The organism is Caballeronia sp. SEWSISQ10-4 2 (assembly GCF_030464885.1).
In the GTDB taxonomy this organism is placed as follows: Bacteria; Pseudomonadota; Gammaproteobacteria; order Burkholderiales; family Burkholderiaceae; genus Caballeronia.
Genome location: NZ_JALPRJ010000033.1, coordinates 1 through 20,118, shown reverse-complemented (window position 1 = coordinate 20,118; position 20,118 = coordinate 1). Strand labels below are relative to the sequence as shown.

Annotated in this window: 20 protein-coding genes; 6 read left to right on the top strand and 14 right to left on the bottom strand. The window is 61.5% G+C overall.

The features are described from left to right. Positions 1 to 109: 109 nt before the first annotated feature. Positions 110 to 1,786, top strand: a complete 1,677-nt coding sequence (treA, locus tag M0D69_RS22280) for an alpha,alpha-trehalase TreA (RefSeq protein ID WP_301784075.1) — start codon at positions 110 to 112, stop codon at positions 1,784 to 1,786. A gap of 288 nt (positions 1,787 to 2,074) precedes the next feature. Here the strand turns inward: treA and M0D69_RS22275 are convergent, their stop codons facing one another. The 6 genes from M0D69_RS22275 to M0D69_RS22250 form a co-directional block, all read right to left on the bottom strand. Next, positions 2,075 to 2,986 carry a copper resistance D family protein gene (locus M0D69_RS22275; protein ID WP_301784074.1) on the bottom strand — a complete coding sequence of 304 codons (912 nt, stop codon included), beginning with the start codon at positions 2,984 to 2,986 and terminating at the stop codon, positions 2,075 to 2,077. Beyond that, entirely contained in the window at positions 2,986 to 3,360 is a 375-nt protein-coding gene (locus M0D69_RS22270) for a copper resistance protein CopC (RefSeq protein ID WP_301784073.1), read from the bottom strand. Before M0D69_RS22270 ends, M0D69_RS22275 begins: the two co-directional genes overlap by 1 nt. Before the next feature lie 2 nt (positions 3,361 to 3,362). Beyond that, positions 3,363 to 4,295 carry a hypothetical protein gene (locus M0D69_RS22265; RefSeq protein WP_301784072.1) on the bottom strand — a complete coding sequence of 311 codons (933 nt, stop codon included), beginning with the start codon at positions 4,293 to 4,295 and terminating at the stop codon, positions 3,363 to 3,365. A gap of 107 nt (positions 4,296 to 4,402) precedes the next feature. Then, positions 4,403 to 4,783: a DUF2946 domain-containing protein gene (locus tag M0D69_RS22260; RefSeq protein ID WP_301784071.1), complete on the bottom strand. Its 381-nt coding sequence runs from the start codon at positions 4,781 to 4,783 to the stop codon at positions 4,403 to 4,405. Between the two features lie 329 nt (positions 4,784 to 5,112). After that, positions 5,113 to 6,057, bottom strand: coding sequence for a glyoxylate/hydroxypyruvate reductase A (locus M0D69_RS22255; protein WP_301784070.1), 945 nt, complete (start codon positions 6,055 to 6,057; stop codon positions 5,113 to 5,115). Beyond that, positions 6,054 to 6,467 (bottom strand): VOC family protein, encoded by a 414-nt coding sequence (locus M0D69_RS22250; RefSeq protein WP_301784069.1) that lies wholly within the window; start codon positions 6,465 to 6,467, stop codon positions 6,054 to 6,056. The genes M0D69_RS22255 and M0D69_RS22250 overlap by 4 nt, the downstream gene beginning before the upstream one ends. A 98-nt stretch (positions 6,468 to 6,565) precedes the next feature. Between M0D69_RS22250 and M0D69_RS22245 the strand changes: the two genes are divergently transcribed. The 4 genes from M0D69_RS22245 (at position 6,566) to M0D69_RS22230 (ending at position 10,874) form a co-directional block, all read left to right on the top strand. Continuing rightward, entirely contained in the window at positions 6,566 to 7,432 is an 867-nt protein-coding gene (locus M0D69_RS22245) for a LysR family transcriptional regulator (RefSeq protein ID WP_301784068.1), read from the top strand. Positions 7,433 to 7,655: 223 nt separating this feature from the next. Then, complete coding sequence (locus M0D69_RS22240) at positions 7,656 to 8,477, top strand: ABC transporter substrate-binding protein (RefSeq protein ID WP_301784067.1); 822 nt, start codon at positions 7,656 to 7,658, stop codon at positions 8,475 to 8,477. A gap of 219 nt (positions 8,478 to 8,696) precedes the next feature. Next, entirely contained in the window at positions 8,697 to 9,851 is a 1,155-nt protein-coding gene (locus M0D69_RS22235; RefSeq protein ID WP_301784066.1) for a porin, read from the top strand. A gap of 33 nt (positions 9,852 to 9,884) precedes the next feature. Beyond that, positions 9,885 to 10,874 (top strand): threonine/serine dehydratase, encoded by a 990-nt coding sequence (locus tag M0D69_RS22230; RefSeq protein ID WP_301784065.1) that lies wholly within the window; start codon positions 9,885 to 9,887, stop codon positions 10,872 to 10,874. A gap of 12 nt (positions 10,875 to 10,886) precedes the next feature. Here M0D69_RS22230 and M0D69_RS22225 read toward each other — a convergent pair whose 3' ends face one another. From M0D69_RS22225 to M0D69_RS22195, 7 genes are read right to left on the bottom strand one after another with little or no spacing between them, the layout of a single operon-like run. Then, complete coding sequence (locus M0D69_RS22225) at positions 10,887 to 12,083, bottom strand: gamma-glutamyl-gamma-aminobutyrate hydrolase family protein (RefSeq protein WP_301784064.1); 1,197 nt, start codon at positions 12,081 to 12,083, stop codon at positions 10,887 to 10,889. Between the two features lie 30 nt (positions 12,084 to 12,113). Then, positions 12,114 to 13,346 carry a pyridoxal phosphate-dependent aminotransferase gene (locus M0D69_RS22220; RefSeq protein WP_301784063.1) on the bottom strand — a complete coding sequence of 411 codons (1,233 nt, stop codon included), beginning with the start codon at positions 13,344 to 13,346 and terminating at the stop codon, positions 12,114 to 12,116. A gap of 60 nt (positions 13,347 to 13,406) precedes the next feature. After that, the gene (locus M0D69_RS22215; RefSeq protein WP_301784062.1) at positions 13,407 to 14,582 is read right to left on the bottom strand and encodes a Xaa-Pro peptidase family protein; all 1,176 of its coding nucleotides are present in this window, start codon (positions 14,580 to 14,582) and stop codon (positions 13,407 to 13,409) included. Positions 14,583 to 14,609: 27 nt separating this feature from the next. Beyond that, complete coding sequence (locus M0D69_RS22210; RefSeq protein WP_301784061.1) at positions 14,610 to 15,698, bottom strand: mandelate racemase/muconate lactonizing enzyme family protein; 1,089 nt, start codon at positions 15,696 to 15,698, stop codon at positions 14,610 to 14,612. A 6-nt stretch (positions 15,699 to 15,704) separates the two neighbouring features. Next, a complete protein-coding gene (locus tag M0D69_RS22205) occupies positions 15,705 to 16,865 on the bottom strand; it encodes a M20 family metallopeptidase (protein ID WP_301784060.1) in 1,161 nt (386 codons plus the stop codon). Positions 16,866 to 16,882: 17 nt separating this feature from the next. After that, positions 16,883 to 17,650 carry an amino acid ABC transporter ATP-binding protein gene (locus M0D69_RS22200; protein ID WP_301784059.1) on the bottom strand — a complete coding sequence of 256 codons (768 nt, stop codon included), beginning with the start codon at positions 17,648 to 17,650 and terminating at the stop codon, positions 16,883 to 16,885. A gap of 9 nt (positions 17,651 to 17,659) precedes the next feature. Beyond that, positions 17,660 to 18,382 carry an amino acid ABC transporter permease gene (locus M0D69_RS22195; protein ID WP_301784058.1) on the bottom strand — a complete coding sequence of 241 codons (723 nt, stop codon included), beginning with the start codon at positions 18,380 to 18,382 and terminating at the stop codon, positions 17,660 to 17,662. A gap of 181 nt (positions 18,383 to 18,563) precedes the next feature. On the opposite strand from M0D69_RS22195, the gene M0D69_RS22190 reads away from it, so the two are divergent. Next, positions 18,564 to 19,490, top strand: a complete 927-nt coding sequence (locus M0D69_RS22190) for a GntR family transcriptional regulator (RefSeq protein WP_301784057.1) — start codon at positions 18,564 to 18,566, stop codon at positions 19,488 to 19,490. A 143-nt stretch (positions 19,491 to 19,633) separates the two neighbouring features. On the opposite strand, the gene M0D69_RS22185 is transcribed toward M0D69_RS22190, so the two are convergent. Further along, on the bottom strand, positions 19,634 to 20,118 hold a 485-nt coding region (locus tag M0D69_RS22185), incomplete at its 5' end, for a zinc ribbon domain-containing protein (protein WP_301784056.1).

Genomic DNA, 20,118 nt, shown 5'->3' with positions numbered 1-20,118 from the left:
GATTTGAACCGTGCCCGATTCTATGCCATGCTGCTCTCGCCCAACATCGTGAGAAAAATGAGGGCGTGCGCCGGAGACCAATCCTGTTGTCCATTCCTTCGGAGGAGACATGATTGTGACGTCGAAAGTTCGCTGCAGCATTGCCATCGCCGTGACTTCATCACGCCCTGCAGCCGGCACGTTTTGGCAACGAAGCGCGAAGCAGGCGGCGGCCGTTTCGGGATTCGTTGTCCTCACCTGTCTTTCTAACGTCTGCCTCGCAGACACCCAGGTCGGTGGCACGCTTCCACCGCCTCCGGACAAGCTGTACGGCGATCTGTTCGTAGCGGTCCAGACCGCACAGATCTATCCGGATCAGAAAACATTCGTCGATGCGACGCCGAACGCGGATCCCACCGCGATCGTCCAGCTGTATGAACAGCAAAAGAACAATCCCGGTTTTTCGCTGGCAAACTTTGTCAACCAGTACTTCACACCGCCAAGCGAGCCGGTTATTACACCGCCCCCGAATCAGACGCTGCGCGAGCATATCAACTGGCTGTGGCCCGCGCTCACCCGGACCACGGCGAGCGCGCCGGCGAACAGTTCTCTGATTCCATTGCCGAAGCCCTATGTCGTGCCAGGCGGACGCTTCCGCGAGGGCTACTACTGGGACACCTATTTCACGATGCTGGGGCTCCAGGAATCCGGCCGAGAGGATCTCGTCGACGACATGCTCGACAACTTTGCGTACGAGATCGATACATTTGGCCACATTCCGAACGGCAATCGCACGTATTACCTGGACCGTTCGCAGCCGCCGTTTTTCTCGTACATGGTGACGCTCGCGGCGAAGGTCGAAGGTGGCAAGGTGTATCAGAAATATCTGCCGGCCCTGCGCAAGGAGTACGCCTACTGGATGCAGGGAGAGGGCTCGACCCGCCCGGGCGACGCGACTCGCAACGTCGTGGTTATGCCGGACCATACGGTGCTCAACCGCTATTGGGATGAGCTCGATACGCCGCGCGACGAGTCGTACCTGGAGGACGTGCAGACCGCGCAGCAGGCCACAGGCCGAACTCCAAGCGAGGTTTACCGTGAGCTGCGCGCGACCGCCGAAAGCGGTTGGGATTTCAGCTCACGCTGGTTCGGCGACAACATGACGCTCGCGACGGTGCGCACCACGTCGATTATTCCCGTCGATCTGAACAGCCTCCTGTTTCACCTGGAAACGACCATTGCGCAAGGCTGTGGCGAGAGCCACGATTATCGCTGTGTGGGCGAGTTCGCCGAGCGCGCGGTGAAACGTGCGGTGGGCATCAACCGGTACCTGTGGAATGCCAACGGCTATTACGGGGACTACGACTGGAAGCTTGGGAAGCCGCGGGACAACAAGACGGCGGCGATGCTGTATCCGCTATTCGTAGGTGCAGCATGGCCGGAACGAGCACAGAAGACGGCTCACCAGGTGCAGTCGACGTTGCTGCAGCCGGGAGGGCTCGTGACGACCACGTACAACACGACACAGCAATGGGACGCGCCGAATGGCTGGGCGCCGCTGCACTGGATCGCGATCGAAGGTCTGACGCGTTACGGACAGGATGCGCTCGCGCAGCAGGTCGGCACGCGGTTTCTGACGGACGTAAAGGGCGTCTACGCGTCCGATAAAAAGCTGGTCGAGAAGTACGTGGTAGAAGGCGCGGGAACCGGCGGCGGAGGTGGAGGCGAATATCCGTTGCAGGACGGTTTCGGGTGGACCAACGGCGTGACGCTCAAGCTGCTCGATCTGTACAGCCCGGGCGAGTAGTGTCTGATACGGCAAGGGGCGCACACAGTTAGCAACTGATGTGCGCGCCGCCGTTCCTGAAGCAGAAGGGTGCGGTTTGCACAACGTGGGGCAAAGGCTTGCTGAAAGGCGTACTCGACGTTTGATTGCCTGATCCGGCGCAGGCAACGTCGCATGCCATCACCGGTCGGTCGGTAGCTTCGGCCGAAAGCGGTCGGTCAGCAGAGCCTTCGCCCCGTTCTAGACGTTCGCCGATGACGACACCCGCCGACGATACCGATCATTTACAGGAGCGGCGACTTACCACGACTAGGCGCCAAGGTGAGCCCCCGGCACAGCGTGTGCGAGCACGGCGGCAGCAGACAGAACGCCGATCATGACGACTGCCTCGACTTTTAAAATCGTTAGGAACGAAGCCGCAGAATTGTCCGATACACCCCGTCTTATGCGCGGTAAATAAACTAGTCGGTTGATCCCACCCAATACGATCGCTACACCCACCAGCCCAAGTTTGGCGCTCAGGAGGAGCCCCCAGTCGCTATGCGTGAGCGGCATGAGAGAGCCGCCCAATCCGCGATCAGCGTTGAAGACACCGGTGAAGAGGACCGCCGACACGGCAAGGGTTGCCGCAGCGGACAGGCGCCCGACAAAGTGCGCGAGTTCATCTCCGGTTGCGTCGGCCCGCAGCCGGGGCAGCACGAGGAGTCCGCTCGCGATCACAAGCCCGGCCCACGCAGCCGTCGCGCAGATATGCGCCCAGTGAATCCACTCCGGCAGCGAAAAGTCGCCAGCGTCGGCCGCATGACTTGAGGCCGCTTTGCTAAACGCGAAGACGGCTGCGGCGAACAGAGCGACACTCGTTCCAGCCGGCCGCCCGAACCCTCGCGGAGCCACTGACAAGACCGTCCACACGATCAGGGCGACGAGCCCAATAGACCACGCCGCGCCGAAATGCGATTGGGTCAGTACCAGGATTAACACCGATAAATCGGCTCCCGGCACTGACCCGCTCATCAGCGCGGCCTCGAACAGCAAATTGACGATATCTGCAACGATCAACGCGACGACACAAACGACTACGATCCGTCGCAACCAGTGCCGCAAGCGCGGCGACACATTGTCCAACATCAGCGCCGCCAGACAGGCGCCCACCGCACACGCGAACAGTACATTGGCGAGGGCGGCCACGATGATCGAACCAGATATCGTCGCACGGTCCACTACTTCACCCTGAACGAATAATCGCCCTGCGTACGGTGTCCGTCGTCGGCGACAGCCACCCAATGCACTGTGTACTTGTCAGGTGGTAAGGGGGGCAATGCGACATGGATCGCTTTCTTGTCGTTCGGATCGACTTGCGCCTTCACGGTACTCACCTGCTTACCCGTCGAATTGCTTACGCTCAGCGAGCTGAATGCCGGTTCGAGGGGTCCGTCAAACACGATTGTCACGTTCTCCGGCGCTGGCACTTCGGCACCCGCCGATGGCGTTTGCGTTTGCGGGAACACATGCGCGAATGCGGCGAACGGGATCAGGATGCCGGTCGCGATGGCCGCTGCGCCGCAGCCTCGACGAAGATCATTGAATGCACTCATTGCTAGTCTCCTTTGCCGAAAAGCGGTTTGCCGAGGGAGTTGGGTAGCACGTCATCCAGGTAAAGATGCGCTTGCAACAGGACGCCCACGCCCTTGCCGCTTGCGTGATTGACCGGAATCACCGCCTCGACGCCGAGCTGGCCCCATCGATTGAGCCAGATCACGCCGGGGTTGATACTCCCGGTCGTATGCCCGGAACAGGGGCCACCGGTACAGGTATTCATCGGGAATTCGACGAGCGGAATCAGATTGCTGAACGGTGCCTTGAGCCCCACGTCCTGCACGAAATTCTGCAGATAAGGCAGGCTGTATTGCACCGTGACGCCCCAGCTCAGCGAGTCAGGGTCGGAGCTGTTCATCGTCACGCGCGGGCCGATGGTGCCGGTGATCGCAAATGGTCTCAAATATTTCAGACCGTCCGGCAGATCGCCGAATCCCTTGCCAACATAAAGCGTGGGCGTGATCGCCGAGTGCGGATTAGCGATCGCCTTCGAGCCGGTGTCACCCAGCTCGGCGATCACACCGGCCGACGCCATGAACTCATGAGCTTCATTTACGTAGAAGCGATATTTGACACCGACCGTGAAGTTATCGAAACCACGGGCGGAGCCGCCATTCGGAGCGTTCACGTTCACGTAGCTGGCCGTCCCCATAAGGGCGAAACTCGGCGTGATCAGCTTGTCCCATTCGAGTGTCGTGGCATTGGTGTTTTTGCTGTCGCCGTCACCCGTGTCGGATTTGACGTGTCCGAATTCCATATTGATTTCATCTCCGACGCCCGGATCGTCGACCGCCATCGTCGCCGGGAAAACGCGGTTGCCGGCGATGGCGTGCGCCGTTGCAAGAGAGGGAAAGAGAAGCGTGGCGGCTGCGGCAGCCGGAATGACTAAAGCCACGAGCGTCGGCATACCGCCACGTGCTGGAATGTTGCGCATGGTTCATCCTCTGTGAATGGTCGCGTTTGTAGGGTCGCGGGTCTGTCAGAAGACGCGCGACGGCGCGGCGATGCAATGACACAAGCATCGCCGCCTTGCTGACTCAATCAGGATGAAAATGGAGGTGCGCGCGGCTGCGCTGCGGTGAAAGGGAAAACGCGGCGGATTGTCCGAAACAGGGGAACCGCTGTCGCCTGAGTTGCCCAACCCGTCGGCGCGAAGTTCGGGGTCCCACTCGGTAACACCGGCATGTGGGCAAGTAGCCCGCAATACGCGCATGCCTGCCAATGGACCGCCTTGTCGGGCGACGGAGACTTAGCGGGATCCTCTGTGTCGGAGCCGTTTTGCGCGGAGCAGAAAGCACCCGAGATCGCATCGAAGCGTTGTTCGGCCGAGAGGGTTTGCGAGACGGTTGGCGCGAGCGTCGCCATCAGGATTGCAAGCAATCCCAGAATGCTGCCGATCTTCCGGTGGAAAAGGCTAAGCATGGCTAATGAAGGAGTTGCGGACGGGCTCGTCGAGCGTTGCGCCGCATTATGTCACGCGCCTTCGATGATTTCGATGGGGAGACGCCCTACGAAGGTGTAGGAGGAGCTGGCTATTTCTTTTCGTTGAGGCGCACGTCCATATGATCGGCGGCTTCTGGCTGCTCAGCGAAGTCCAAAAATGTGAGCCGCGCTAGCATGCGACAGTCAGCTGAGGCTTGGAGCCTGCCCGCTGTCGGAATTGAATCGGGAGAAAGCTCGTAAGAAGCAATCATCCTGTAGGTCATGGAGGAGACCGGATAGCGCGGACCGCTCGATTGATGCGTAGCAGGTCAATAGCCCCGTGTTGGATCGACACATTCGGGGATTTCTCCCGTTTTGCGATATCGGTCAATGTTTTGCGCAATGATCGTTGATGCTGTTTTGCGATCCGTCGGCGCGGATATATGCGGCAATACCGTGACGCTCGGATGCGCCCATTGCCAGCTTTCAGGAGGCAGCGGTTCGACGTCAAAAACGTCGAGTACTACGTGCTTGATGCGGCCGGCGTCCAGGGATGCGCGCAGAGCGTCATCGGAAATAATGGGTCCTCGCGCGAAGTTGATCAACGAGGCGCCAGACGGAATATGACCGAGCCTTTCCGCGTTCAATAGACCGGTCGTGCCCGCAGTCAGTGGCAGCAGGCAGACCAAGATGTCAGCTTTCGCGAGCATCGCGGGAAGTTCGGAGTCGCCCGCAAAACAATCGACGCCCGCAAGTGCCTTGCGCGTCCTGCTCCAGCCGCAGACGTTGAAGCCTTCGCCGAGCAAGCGGCGCGCGGCCGCCTCGCCCAACGCGCCCAGTCCAAGCAGGCCAACCGTCTTCTCATGCGGCCTTGTGTAATCGAGCGGCATCCACGAACGGTTGCGCTGCTGCGCGGCATAAGCCGGCATGTCGCGATGCAGATACATGGTCCACGCGAGCACCGCTTCGGCCATGGTATCGGCAAGCTGCGGGTCGATCAGCCTGACGATCTTCAGGTCCGTATCGGCGAGATCGGTCACCAGCCGCTCGACGCCCGCCCATACGCTGTGCACCCATTCGAGCCGCGGCAGTTGCCGGATGTCCTCGGGCAGCGGGTTGATGACAATCGCGAATCTGCTTTCGGGCTTTGCCGCAGCGTCGAGTTCATTCAGCGGGACGATGCATTCGTTTGGCATCTCGCGCCGCAACGCGGCGAGCCATTCGCCGGCAAACCGGTAGTCCGGATTAGCAACAAACGGTATTGGCGATGTCACTTCGCGTAGACCTTGTCGAGTTGCGCAAACCCTTTTACTTCGATCGGATTCCCGCTTGGATCGCGAAAAAACATCGTGGCTTGCTCGCCCGGCTCGCCGGCAAAACGCAGGCTCGGCGGAATCACGAAATCGATATTCGCGTGGACAAGACGGTCAGCGAGCGCGCGCCAGTCAGCCATGTCCATCACGAGGCCAAGGTGCGGCATCGGCACCCAGTGCTCGCCGACTTTGCCCGTGTTCGTCACCGGGAAAGGTTCACCAAGATGCAGCGAGATTTGATGACCGAAGAAATCGAAGTCGACCCATGTATCGGTGCTGCGGCCTTCCTCGCAACCGAGGAGCGCGCCATAAAACGCGCGCGATTCATCGAGGTCCCTGACGTGATAGGCGAGATGGAAAGCGGTTTGCATGGGTCTATTAGCGTGAAGAACAGGTAACGATAGAAAGCCTAGCATCGCCTTTTCGAAAGATATAGCATGGATTAATTTCATTAGCTAAAGGATTTCTTTTGGAGACGCGATATCTGAGAAGCCTGATCGCGGTCGTCGAGTGCGGCTCCATCGCCGATGCAGCGCGCACGGAGCACCTCACGGCCGCAGCGATCGGGCAGCGCATCCAGACGCTTGAACGGGAGCTCGGGTTCGCGTTGCTGTCGCGCGAGGGCTATACCGCCCGGCCGACCGAAGCATGCGCGGCGCTGATGCCGCGCGCACGCCGCCTCGTGAGAGAAGCCGCGCTGCTTGCCGGCGACGCCGACTTCGACGGCCTGAGCGGTGCATTGCGCGTGGGTGCCATTTCGACGGCGCTGACAGGCATGCTTCCCGGATCGCTGCGCACGTTGACACAGCGCGCGCCGCACGCGCGGCCCGTGATCGTGCCAGGCACTTCGCGCGGTTTATTTCAGACTTTGCAGGCGGGCGATCTGGACGCTGCAATCGTCGTCGCGCCGCCGTTTGCGCTTCCAAAAACACTGCGATGCACCCCGCTGCGGCGCGAGCCGCTCGTCTTCCTCGCGGATGCGAAAACCCGTGGAAGCGTCGCCTCGCTGCTGCAGCGCCGCCCGTATATCCGCTACGACCCCGACGCATGGGGTGGCCGGCACGCCGCACAGTTTCTCGCCGATAACGTCCTCGACCCCACGGTCATGTGCGATCTGGACGCGCTCGAAGCGATCGCGTTGCTCGTGTCCGATGGCATGGGCGTAAGTCTCGTGCCCCGTTGGTCGGGCATTGAGCGCTTTGCCGGCGACTGCCGGGTGACGCAAATCGCGGGAACTGCCTACGAGCGCGAAATCGTGCTGCTCACCGGTTTGGACGCCGATCGCCCGAACATGCTGTCGATCCTCGCCGAATCGCTGCAGATGCCATCGACGTAATCTCGAGAAAGCAGATTGTCTCGTTTGGTCACAGCTTCGATGTACGAAATGAAATAAAAATACAATCTTTGGGCGCGAACCTATAAGAAAATCGCTCTGATCCGTGTGGTATTCGTCTGTTTCTACGAAGGAATGGAAGGTGTCGCTTGACGTGTACTTTTTGCTTTTGTATAAATTTGTACAACTAGAGCAAAAAACTTTCTCTTCTTAACCTGGAACTGCCATGAAACCAAGCACTGCACTACGCGCGCTGTTCGCCACGGCGGCTGTCTCGCTTGTCCTCGCCACGCCTGCCCGGGCGGCGGCGCCGGTGAAGACCATCGAAAGCGGGCATCTTACGTATGGCGTCGCGGCAACGTTCGCTCCGTTCGAGTACACCGAGAATGGCACGCTTACCGGGTTCGATATCGATCTCATCAATGCCGTTGCCAAGCAGATGGAGCTTGAGCCCGCGCCGCAGAACATGCAGTTCAGCGGACTGATTCCGGCGTTGCAGGGCGGTCGCATCGACATCATCAATTCGGCGATGTACATCACGCCTGCGCGCAGCGGACAGGTCGACTTCGTGCCGTATATGCGGCTGGGCGACCGGATCATCGTGCAGGCATCGAATCCCGCGAAGATCACCGGCCGCGACGACTCGATCTGCGGAAAGAACATCGCCGTGACGCTCGGCGGTATCGAGGAAACCTATGCGCGCGCCGACGTCCAGCGCTGCGTGGCTGCCGGCAAGCCCTCACCCAACGTCATGACCTTGCCCACCGCGCAGAACTCGGTGCTGAGCCTGAACCAGGGGCGCGCGGACGCCATCTACAACTCGACGCCCGGCACCGTGAAGCTGCTTGCCGAGGTGCCCGATACTTATAAGGCGGTGGGTCCGGAATTCGAGCAGACGACCACGATTGGTTTCGCCGTGCCCAAAGGAAGCGCGGGCATGGCGGCCGCGCTCAAGGACGCGCTGGCGAAAGTCGTCGCTGACGGAACCTATAAGCAACTGATTGATAAATGGAAGCTGCCGGCATCGGTGTCGCTGTTCAACAACTAGCCGATCAATCCATCCAGGCCGCGTGATCCTGCGGCGCCGCGCCCGACAGGCGGCGTCGCAGGATCACGCACGCCGGCATACCGGCCCCACCCGCATGACTGGCACGTCAGAACGCTGAGCCGTTTCGGCAGGGATGCGCTCGTTTGTCGCTCGAGCGAACAGGCGACCCGCGCACGAAGCCGCACCACACGCAGATTCAGAAACCACACAAGGCAAACAATGAAACGAGTTGCATCGATCAGCATGGCAGCCGCACTGGCCAGCCTTTCGGCTAGTGCTCATGCTCAAAGCAGCGTGACGTTATATGGCATTGTCGATGCCGGCATCAGCTACATAAAAACCACCACAGGAAATCGATACAGCCTGCTAAGTGGCGGACTCTCCGGAAATCGCTGGGGATTGAGAGGCAGCGAAGATCTCGGTGGCGGCCTCCGTGCGATTTTCCAGCTCGAATCGGGCTTTGCAATCGGCACGGGCAAACTGGCGCAGGGCGGCCGCGAATTTGGCCGCCAGGCATTCGTTGGCCTGGCGAGCGAGCGCTGGGGAACGCTCGAGCTGGGACGTATGTACGATCCCGTTGTCGATCTCGTGCAACCGCTGAGCGCGGACGGCGCGGGCGGCAGCGTGCCGTTCGCCACCCCGGGCGATGTGGACAACAACGACTTCAGCGCGCGTGTTTCCAATGCAGTGAAATACCTGAGCCCGTTTTATTCAGGATTGCAATTTGAAGCGTTATATGCGTTCGGTGGCGTAGCCGGATCGACGGGACAGGGCTACACATACAGCGGCGCGGTATCCTATAGCAACGGACCATTGAAGCTCGCCGCAGGGTATATGCAAGCCACCAACGCCAACGCGGCCACGGGCAAGCGCACCGGTTGGACCAGTGGTTCCACTGATGCGCTATTCGAGGGTGGTGCGATCAACGCGGCCTACCAGAGCGCGCATGTGCTCGGCATTGCGCAGGCTGCCGCGCAGTATCAACTCGGCGCATTCACGCTCGGCGCAGGCTACAGCAACGCACGCTATACGAGCGATGGCGAGTCGACCTTCGGCACCACTGAGCGCTTCAACACGGGACGCGTGTACGCGTTTTATCGGTCCACGCCAAGCTTGCGCTTCGGTCTCGGCTACATTCTTACCGCCGCCAGCGGCGACACTTCCGCGCACTACAACGTGGTGAGCGCGGGCAGCTTTTATCAGTTGTCCAAGCGCACGGACGTCTATCTGACCGGCGCATTCCAGCGAGCGTCCGGCACGCAGCGCACGGCCTCGGGCGGCACGCAGCGGGCGCTGGCGACCATATCGTCGTACGGTATCGATGGCACCGGCACGCAGGAAATCATCACCGTCGGCTTGCGGCACCGGTTTTAAATCGATCTGAATCGACACAAAGAGAAAATTAGAATGCAGTCCTATCAAATGCCTGTCGTGCAGGACGTGTTCGACGCCGCCGAGCGCCTGCGCGATGTCGTCATCGAGACGCCGATCGTGCGCTGCGATCTGCTCGATGAAATCACCGGCGCGAAGGTTTTCGTCAAGCTCGAAAGCCTTCAGCACACCGGCGCGTTCAAGTTCCGTGGCGCGTATAATTGTCTGTCGCGGCTCGATCGCAATGCGTGCCCGGATGGGGTCGTTGCCTATTCGACCGGCAACCACGGTCAGGCGATCGCGACCGTCGGCCGGATGCTGGGAATTCCGACGACGGTCGTCATGCCGTCGAACGCGCCGCAGAACAAGGTCGAGAAGGCGCGGCTCGCTGGCGCCCGCATTGTCCGGTACGACCGCGAGCGCCAAAGCCGCGAGGAGGTCGCAGCGGAACTGGCGCAGCAAGGCCGCTTCGCCGTGGTGCCGCCGGGCGATCATCATCACGTGATCGCGGGTCAGGCGACGGTCGCGCTCGAAGCGCTGGCGCGGCTTGGCAAGGATGCGGTCGACGCCATTGTCGTGCCGTGCGGTGGCGGCGGGTTATCGGCGGGGACCTGTCTCGCGGTGGAGGCGGCCGGCTCGGGCGCGCAAGTCTGGGCCGCCGAACCGGCCGATTTCGACGATACCCGCCGTTCGCTCGCATCGGGCACGCGGCAAAGCAATTCGTCTGGCATCGCGTCGATGTGCGATGCGCTGCTTGCGCCGATCCCGGCCGAGCTGCCGTTTTCGATCAACAGCCAGCGGCTCGCGGGCGTGCTCGTGGCGAACGACCGCGCGGTCAGGCGTGCGATGGCTTTGTGCTTTGAGGCATTTCGCGTCGTGGTCGAGCCGGGCGGCGCGGTTGCGCTGGCCGCGCTGATGACCGATCCGGCTGCCGCCGTTTTACGTGGCAAGCGTGTGCTGGTCATTGCCTCGGGAGGAAATGTAGACGCCGCGCTGTTCGCCTCGGCGATCAATGATGTTGATTGACTAGCGGATCAATCAGCCCCGCTGCGCTGCCCGCACAAATGCGCTCAACAGCGGATGCGGCGCACCGCTTGCCGAGGACAGTTCGGGATGCCCCTGCATGCCGATAAAAAAGGGATGTGAGCGCGCTTCGATGGCCTCGGCGATCTCGCCGCTTGCATCGCGCGCGGCAACCTGCACGCCTGCCGCCGACAGCGGCGCGACCAGCGCCGGATTCAGCTTGTACCGATGATTGCAGCGAATCTGCGGTTCATCGCCGAGGATCTCGCCAAGTTGCGTTGCGCTCGCCACGGTGATTGGGTGCAGTCCCAGCCGATGAAACAGCAAGCCCTCATGATCCGAGCGGATGGGCACGAAGCTCGGCAGGCTCGAGCCCGAAGCCGTCTCCGCCAGGTCGATATCGTCAGTACGAAGCGCGAGACGGGCGAGGGCGGTGGTCATCGACTGCATGCCGAGACAGAGCCCCACTGTCGGCACCGACGATAACCACGCGTACTTCGCCGCAGCAATTTGCCCCGGCACACGACGCATATCCGCACCGCCCGGCAGGACGATTCCATCCGTAGCGCCAAGCGCTTCGGGCGCGCTGGCGTCGTTCAGGTTGTGCGGCGAGACAAAGCGAACCCTCAAGCTCAGCGCGTGCGCATCGGCGGCATCGGCGAGTGCGGCGAGGGTGGCCGGATAGACATCGCGCTGACCGACCTCCTCGCCGATTAGCGCAATGCGGATTTCACCGACGGCAACAGGGTCGGTCCGTGCTTCGCGCACCGATGCGCTCCATCGCCCGAATGCATCTTGCCGGGCGCGGGTGACGGCAAGCCCGTCGCTGCACACGACGCTCGATACTTCACGCTCGTGTATCACGCGGTATCGGCGCACGGCGATGTTGCTGCTTTCGGCGATTGCTGCCAGTTCATTTGCCACGCCCGGATGAATCGGCACGGCGACATCGTCGGTCGCGGCAAGAATGAGGATCTCGGCCACGCTGCTTGCCGCTCGGAGCACGCGGCCGCTGAGCCGCTCGGCCCACACAAGGCCGCTCGTGACAAGAGTCCCGTCCACGGTCACGTGCTGGCGCGCGTCGGGGAAACGGCTTTCATCGCAGAGAACGGGCAGGTGCATGAAAGACGCAGCTTTTTCAGCCGCGAAGATGGCGGCTTGCACGCCGTAGTGCGCAGGCGTGTCAGCGTCGTCCTCGATGAGATGCAGCATGTCCTGCCCTCCATTTTCAAGCATGAACGCTCAACGCCCGCTCGTTTCCACCGTCGATAAAACCAGCGCCGCGCACGCCTTTTCGATCCGCTGGCACGCATCGCGCAAGGTATCTTCGGGCACCGCATAGGCAATGCGGATGTGATTTCCCACGCCAAACGCGCCGCCGTGTACCACGCCCACGTGCGCGGCATCGAGCAGGTAATTGGCGAAGTCCAGGTCGGTGGCGAGAACCGTCCCGTCGGGCGTCGTCGCACCAATCAACCCCGAGCAGTCGACGAACGCATAGAACGCACCTTCGGAGGCCGCACAATGCAGCCCGGCGCAGCGCTCGACAGCGGCCAGCACCACGCCGCGGTTCAGTGCGAGCGCCGTCAGCCAGTCCGCCATGAAATCCGTGCCGCCGCGCAGCGCGGCGACGGCGGCCGCTTGCGAGATCGTGCTCGGGTTGGACGTGCTCTGCGACTGCAGCGTCTGCATCGCGCGGATTAACCATGAGGGGCCACCCGCGTAGCCAATGCGCCAGCCGGTCATCGAATAGCCTTTCGATACGCCGTTCACCGTCAGCGTGCGCTCGCGCAGGCGCGGTTCGACCTGCACCGGCGTGTAGAAACGCTCGCCGTAGCGCACGTGTTCATAGATGTCGTCGGCCATCAGCAGCACGTGCTCGAAGTCGAGCAGCACGTCGGTCAGCGCCTTGAGTTCATCGCGCGAATACACGGCCCCGGACGGATTGTTCGGCGAGTTGAGGATCAGCCAGCGGGTTTTGGGTGTGATCGCCGCACGCAGTACGTCGGCGCGCAGCTTCCAGCCATCGGCGGCGGTGCTCGGCAGTACGCGCACGCGCCCTTCGGTAATCGCGACCATGTCGGGATAGGAAACCCAGTACGGCGCGCAGATCAGGACCTCATCCTCGGGCGCGGTAGTCGCCAGCAGCGCGTTGAAGATGAGTTGCTTCGCGCCGGTCCCGGAGATCACTTCCAGCGTCGAATACTGGATGTCGTTTTCGTTTGCGAATTTATCGACGATTGCTTCGAGCAGCTCCGACGTCCCGGCGACGGCCGTGTACTTGGTGTCGCCGCGCTCAATCGCGGCAATGCCTGCTTGCTTGATGTGCGCTGGTGTATCGAAATGCAGTTCGCCTTCGCCCAGGTTGATGACCGGCTTACCCTTCGCGAGCAGGACGCGGACCTTGTCCGAGATCACCGCGGTAGGCGAGGGCTGTACGCGCTGCATGCGCGGTGCGAGCTGATTGAAAGACATGTTGACCTCGTATTTTCTTGACTTCGTGTCCGTGATTGTTCGGCGGGTCGAGCCGCGTTTTTACGCTGCTACCCGCAGCAGCGGACGCTCGACAGTGCCAAGCACGCGATAGCCGCTCTCTGTCACCACGACCGTTTCGCTCACACCCACCGTAAATTCGCCGTAGATGCGCAACGCCGGCGGAATGTGAAATGTCATGCCCGGCTCGAGCGGCGTCATCACGCCCGTGTACAGGCTCAGGATCGCACCTTCGCCCCAGTCGGGCGCAAATGAGATGCCCACCGAATAACCGGTGCGCTTCTTGAAGTTATCGGTGTAACCCGCTCGGTCGATAACCCGCTGGCAGGCCAAATGCGGCGCTTCGCACGGCGCGCCGGGCTTGATGGCATCAAGCGCTGCCTGCAACGCTTCCTGGCAGACCTTTTCCATGTCGAGGGCTTCCGGGCGCACTTCGCCGATCCACGCCGAGCGCATGAGCGCGGCATGATAGCGGTCATGACAGGCCGCCATTTCGAGAAACGCGGGCGCGTTGTTCTCGAGCGCGCGCCGCCGCCACGTGCCATGCGGTACGCCCGTGCGCGGACCTGCCGACACGAGCGGCTCCATGCCGACGTATTCCGAGCCCGCCGCGATGGCCGAAGACATCATCGCCGCAACCAGCGTGTTTTCCGTCGCGCCTGGTCTGACGGCAGCGAGACCCGCGCGCATTCCGGCATCCACATAACCGGCTGCAATGGCGATCTTCCCGATCTCCGCCGCCGATTTCACCGCGCGCAGTCGCTCGACGACACCCGCCGCATCGGCAATGCTGCCAAGCTTCTCCATGAGCGTTTCATAGACGGCGATCGGCAGGAACCAGCCGCGTTTATCGATCGCAATGCGCTTGCCCGCGAGCCCTTTCTGCTGGATCACGCGCACGAGGACATCGATAGGATTCTCACCGTCGCTGTAAATCTGGGCGTCCGGAATATACGTATTGGCGATGAAGTTGAAGTATTCGAGCTGGCGGATCACGAAAACCGGCTCGCCCGCGACGGGCAGGATCAGCGCCTGGAACGTGTAGTAGCCGGGCGTCTGCTGGCCCGTCAGATAGAAGATGTTTTCCGGACCGGTCACGATCATCGCGTCGATGTTCTCTTTGGCGAGCGATGCGCGGGCGCGCGCAACACGATGGGCGTACTCATCGGCGGGGAAGGCTGATTCGCAGCCCTGGGCGGGACCTTGGCTTGCCTGCATGGTTGTTTCCTTGGTGGGAAGTGATGCTTAAAGGGGTTGGGTCAGACTGGCATCGAAGGCGATGCCAAGTCCTGTACGGCCGGCCACGCGAAGGCTGCCCGCCTCGTAGGAGAGTCCGCTCGCGGGGTCATCGAGCAGACCGTCGGCGCCATAGAGTTCGGCCCAGCGCGGCGCTGTCGCCATGCACACGTGCAGCGCCGCTGCCGTGGCCGCCGCGCCTTCGTTCATCTGGCCGATCATCAGCGCAATACCGGCTGCCGTAAGCTTGCGCGCCGCGGCGATCGTCGCCATCACGCCGCCGAGCTTGACCAGCTTCAGGTGCGCCGCCACCGGCAACCCCGACAGTTCGATGAGCGCATCGATATCGGCGGGCGACTGCAGGCTTTCATCGAGCATCAGCGTGAGCGGACTGGTTTGCGCGAGCTCACGCAGCGTTGTCCAGTCACCGGCGGCGATGGGCTGCTCCACGTACTCGATTGCGCGCCTGGCGAGCGCATCGAAACGCGCGGGACAATCGGCGGATAGCCACTGGCCATTCGCATCGATGGAGAGCGTCACGCGTTGTCCGAAGCGCTCGCGTAACAGGTCGATGCGGCGCAGGTCGTCCTCGAACGCGCCAATGCCCACGCGCAACTTGAGTTCATGGAAACCGCGCGCAAGATACCCGGCGGCGCGTTCGAGCATGGTTTCGTCGGAGGACCAGAAAAGCGTCTGGTTCGAGCGCCACGTTTGCGTTCGGGCAGCGTCGGCGTTGAACAGGCCGGTCACGCTCACGCCGAGTTGCCGGGCGTGCAGATCGTGCAACGCGCTGTCGATCATCATGCGCACCGGCGCCGAGTAACGCTTGCGCCAGTTCGCGGAGTCGTCAAGCAGTGCTTGCGCGCCGAGCGTCCAGTCGATTTGCGCCAACGCCGAGCGAGCATCGTCCAGAACTTGCGCGGCCTCAAGGCCATTGAGATAAGCGATATTGATCCGCGCTTCGCCCACGCCCGCCTTGCCGTCTTTGACAAGCCGCAGATAAAGCGCGTCCAGATATCCAACACTGCCCGATGACGCCGTATGCAGCACGAGCCCTGCGCCATAATGAAGCGATGCACGGTGAAGAGTGGCTTCCACGGTCGCTCAACCCGCCTGCATCATGTGAATCGCGACATCGCGATAGATCAGGCTGGAAGCAAGCAATTCATTTATAGGAACGAACTCGTCGGGCTTGTGCGCGACTTCGAGCGTACCCGGCCCGATCACGACGCCCGCTGCGCCGACGCTACGGAAGTGCACGAGGTCACAACCGCCCTGGAAGCCGAACGGACCCGGCTCGGTGGTACCGTGCGCCTGGCACGCGGCGAGGCTCGCCTGCACTATCCTCGAATCAAGCGCGGTTTCGGTGGCCCCGCCCGTTGTCGGCCGGTATTCGATGACTTCCGCACGCACGCCAAACTGTTCGTGCGCCAACTCGAGCAACCGGTCGATCTCGCGCTTGACGTCCGACTCCAGTTCGCCCGGCACCATGCGCCGGTCGAGCAACAAGTCACACGCGCCCGGCACGACGTTGTCCGCATGGCCGCCGAACGCGCGCGTGACTGTCAGGCTCGCGGCACCGACCAGCGGATGGCAGCGGCAGCGCACCTCGTTCTCGTGATGACCTTCGATCAGCTTGAGCAATTGGGCTGCGCGGTAAATCGCGTTGTCGCCGAGATGCGGCGTGCCGGAATGCGCGGTCACGCCGTGCACGCGGACCAATGGACGCAAGCTGCCCTTGTGCGCTGAAAACGTCGCATTGGATGTCGGTTCGCCCACCACCACGAAATCCACTTTCGGCCGGCTGGCTGCATAGAACTTAGCGCCTTCGCTGGCGATTTCCTCATCGGCGGTGAATACGCCGAGCAAGGTTCCGCACCAGCCGGCGCGGTTTGCAGCCAGCATGCGCATGGCTTCGATCATCGCGGTCAGGGGACCTTTCGCATCGCATGAGCCGCGGCCATATAGGCGGTTATCGGCTTCGCGCAGTACGAAGGGGTCCGATTTCCATCCATCGCCGGCGGGCACGACGTCGAGATGCGTGTTGAAGGCGAAGGTCGGGCCGGGACCGTTTTCAAGGCGCGCCATCACGTTCGCGCGCCCCGGCTTGTATTCACTCAGCGATAAATCGAAGCCTTCGCTCGCCAGCAGCCCATGCACGAGTTGCGCGGCTTCTAATTCACGGCCGGGCGGATTTTCAGTATTGATGCCGACGAGGGCAGCGAGATCCCGCTTCATGCGAGACAGGTCGGGTTGGGAATGCATGCAGTGAAGGCTCCAGGTCAATGCAGAATCTGGTCGAGGAAACGGCGCGCGCGCTCGTGCGTGGCGCCGCCGAAGAATTTTTCGCTGGTCTCGGTGACGATGACTTCGCCGGCATCCATGAACACGATCTTGTCGGCGGCGCGGCGGGCAAAGCCCATTTCGTGCGTGACCACGATGCTCGTCATGCCTTCCGCACTCAGTTCGGCCATCACGTCGAGCACTTCGCTGACCATTTCGGGATCGAGTGCGGAAGTAGGTTCGTCGTAGAGCATCACCTTCGGCTTCATCGCAAGCGCGCGGGCAATGGCCACGCGCTGCTGCTGGCCACCCGACAACTGGTCCGGATAGTGGTCGGCGCGCTCGCCCAAGCGGACCTTGCGCAGCAGGCCGAGCGCGAGGGCGTGGGCGTCCGCGCGCGCGAGGCCCGAGACGGTCATGGGCGCGAGCATGATGTTTTCTATCGCCGAGAGATGCGAGAACAGCTCGAAGTTCTGGAACACCATGCCGATCTGCTGGCGCACGAGGTGTTCACTCTTGCGTTCGCGAGTGAGGTCGCGGCCTTCGAAGAGTATGTTGCCGGCATCGACGGATTCAAGCAGATTGATACAACGCAGCAGTGTCGACTTGCCCGATCCTGATGGACCGATGACAACAATGGTCTCCTTCGATGCAACATCAATCGAACAGCTTTTGAGGATTTGCGTACTACCGTAGCTCTTGTCGATACGGCTGATCCTGAGCAAGGGCAGGGACGCTCCAGACGATAGGGACGGCGTGGACGACATGGGCAGCCTTTAGCGAACAAGCGGTTGCGAGGTGCCAAGAAGCCGCTCCGTGAACGACATGCGGCGCGTGGCGGAATTACGTTTTCTATCGAGCGCGCGTTCCATCCAGCCTTGCAACACCATGAACAGGGTCGTGAGCGCGAGGTAGTAGATGCCGGCGGCGCTCAGTGCTTCGAGATACTTGAAGTTCGCACTGGCCGCCTGATCTGCGACCAGCAGCAGTTCCTGGACGGCAATCACCGAGACAAGCGCGCTCAGTTTGAGCATGCCGATCATCTGGTTGCCGATAGGCGGCAGGACCACGCGCAGCGCCTGCGGCAGCACGATGTGGCGAAACACTTTCGCGCGCGTCATGCCGAGCGCGAAGCCGGCGGTGCGCTGGCCTTGCTTCACCGCGTGTAAGCCAGAGCGAAAAATCTCCGACATAAATGCGCCTTCATTGAGCGACAGCGCGAGTACTGCGCAAACAAAAGCGCTGAAGCGGATACCGAACGAAGGCAGCACGTTATAGATGAAGATGATCTGAAACAGCACGGGTGTGCCGCGAAATAGCCACAGGTAAAAAAACACGAGCGTCTTGACGATGCGGCTCTGCACGCCGTTAAGCAACGCCAGCACTAGGCCGATCAGCATCCCGAAGCCGAGCGAGACAACCGTCAGCGCAAGGGTGAGCGCCGCTCCGCGGAGAAAAGCTCCTGAGGTGAGGTACTCAAGGAGGAGATGAAGTGACATCTGCACAACTCCGTTTGTCTGAATTGTGTCAATTTATACAAAGGCAAAATTGCCTGGTCAAGCGTAAAGACGTCATTAGCGGCGAATGCCGTGCTTTCCATCTCCCGAATCTTGTATCTGGTAGTGGGTAAAAGTTGTATTTTTTGATATTCTTCTACAGTGAAATCGGAGGAACGGCGAGATGACGAAGCGGGCGGGCAAAGGGGCTCATGTGCTGGCGAAGCAGATTCTTGAATTGATTCAGGAAGCGCGTTTCGACGTGGGTCATCATCTGCGCGAGCAGCAGCTTGCGGATCTGCTCGGCGTGTCGCGCACGCCGGTTCGCGCAGCCATGACGCTGCTCGAGTCGCTGGGTGTCATCGAAGCGCGGAAAAACCAGGGGTTCTTCCTGGTGCGTCCGGCTGACGGTTTGCATCGGGTCGAACTGGCGCAGCCTACGTCCGGCGATGAGGACCTGTACGACCGTCTGGTCACTGACAGGCTCGCGGGTGTCATTCCGGCGTCGCTGACGCAGACCGACATCGCACAGCGTTATGAGGTGGATCGCGTGACCATGACGCGGGCGTTGTCGAGGCTTTCGGAAGATGGCTTGATCGTGCGCAATAAAGGGCACGGCTGGAGTTTCCAGCCGTCGCTGGATTCGTCGCTGACCTTGAAAAGCAGCTATGACTTTCGTCTGACGCTGGAGCCGGCAGGCTTGTTGCTGCCTACATTTTCGCCGGACCGCTCCGCGCTCGAGCGATGCAGGCGAGAACATATTTTTCTGACGTCACAGCTAGGCCTGAACGGCGTGACGCCCACGCAAGTTTTCGAAACCGACGCCAACTTTCACGAAATGCTGGCCGAATACAGCGGCAACGTGTTCATGCATCAGTCGATGCAGCAACAGAACCGGCTGCGCCGGCTGCTGGAGTTCCAGGGTTATGTGAACCGCAAGCGCATCAAGGAATGGTGCGGGGAGCATCTTGAGATCATCGATGCCGTTCTTGCCAACGACATGCCGGCTGCTGCGGAGCGCATGCGCAAGCACCTTTCACACGCCTACCATACGACGGGCGCGGCGAACGCGGCTGGCGCGAAGCGGCAAGGTGGCGTGAGCGCTCTATAGGTCCCTTCCCAAGCACACTAACCGTTGCAAACAACCTTCGAAACTTTGACGCGAAGCGTTCCAAACGTTATTGTCACGGGACATTTGCCGGGTTGGTAATGTTGACGTCCTCCTCGCCCTGATGAACGAGGATTCCCGGCGGCTTACGCCGCCTTGAGCAACGTTGTGTCGTTGCGATTTTCGGCGTCGACCCAGCGCTGCTTGTTCCAGCGCAGGGTGTCAGGCCGTACGGTGGTCTTCACCGCGTCCCAGCTTGTTCCGGGATGATTGAATGCAAGAATGTTGCGGCTGCCGGCCTGGTCCGAGTGGATGGTCGTGTCGCATGTCCGGCAACTCAGGATGTGGCGTGGCTTGCGTGTCACCTTCTTCGACCCACAGGACGTCACCGGGCAGGTGCTCGACGAACCTCGTTCACCTACACGCTTGACCATGATGCCCTGGCGTTCGAGCGCGGCCTGCAGGATCCGGCTCGACGTATCGAACCCCCAGAAGTTGTGTATCCGTGCGCCCCACCTTTTCGAGTAGACACGCTCCTCGCGGATCCCCTTCGGCCAGCCGATATACACGGTGCCCACACACTGGCGCCGGCAGCTCGTGGCGATTTCGCGCGCAATGGCCTGCCACGCGT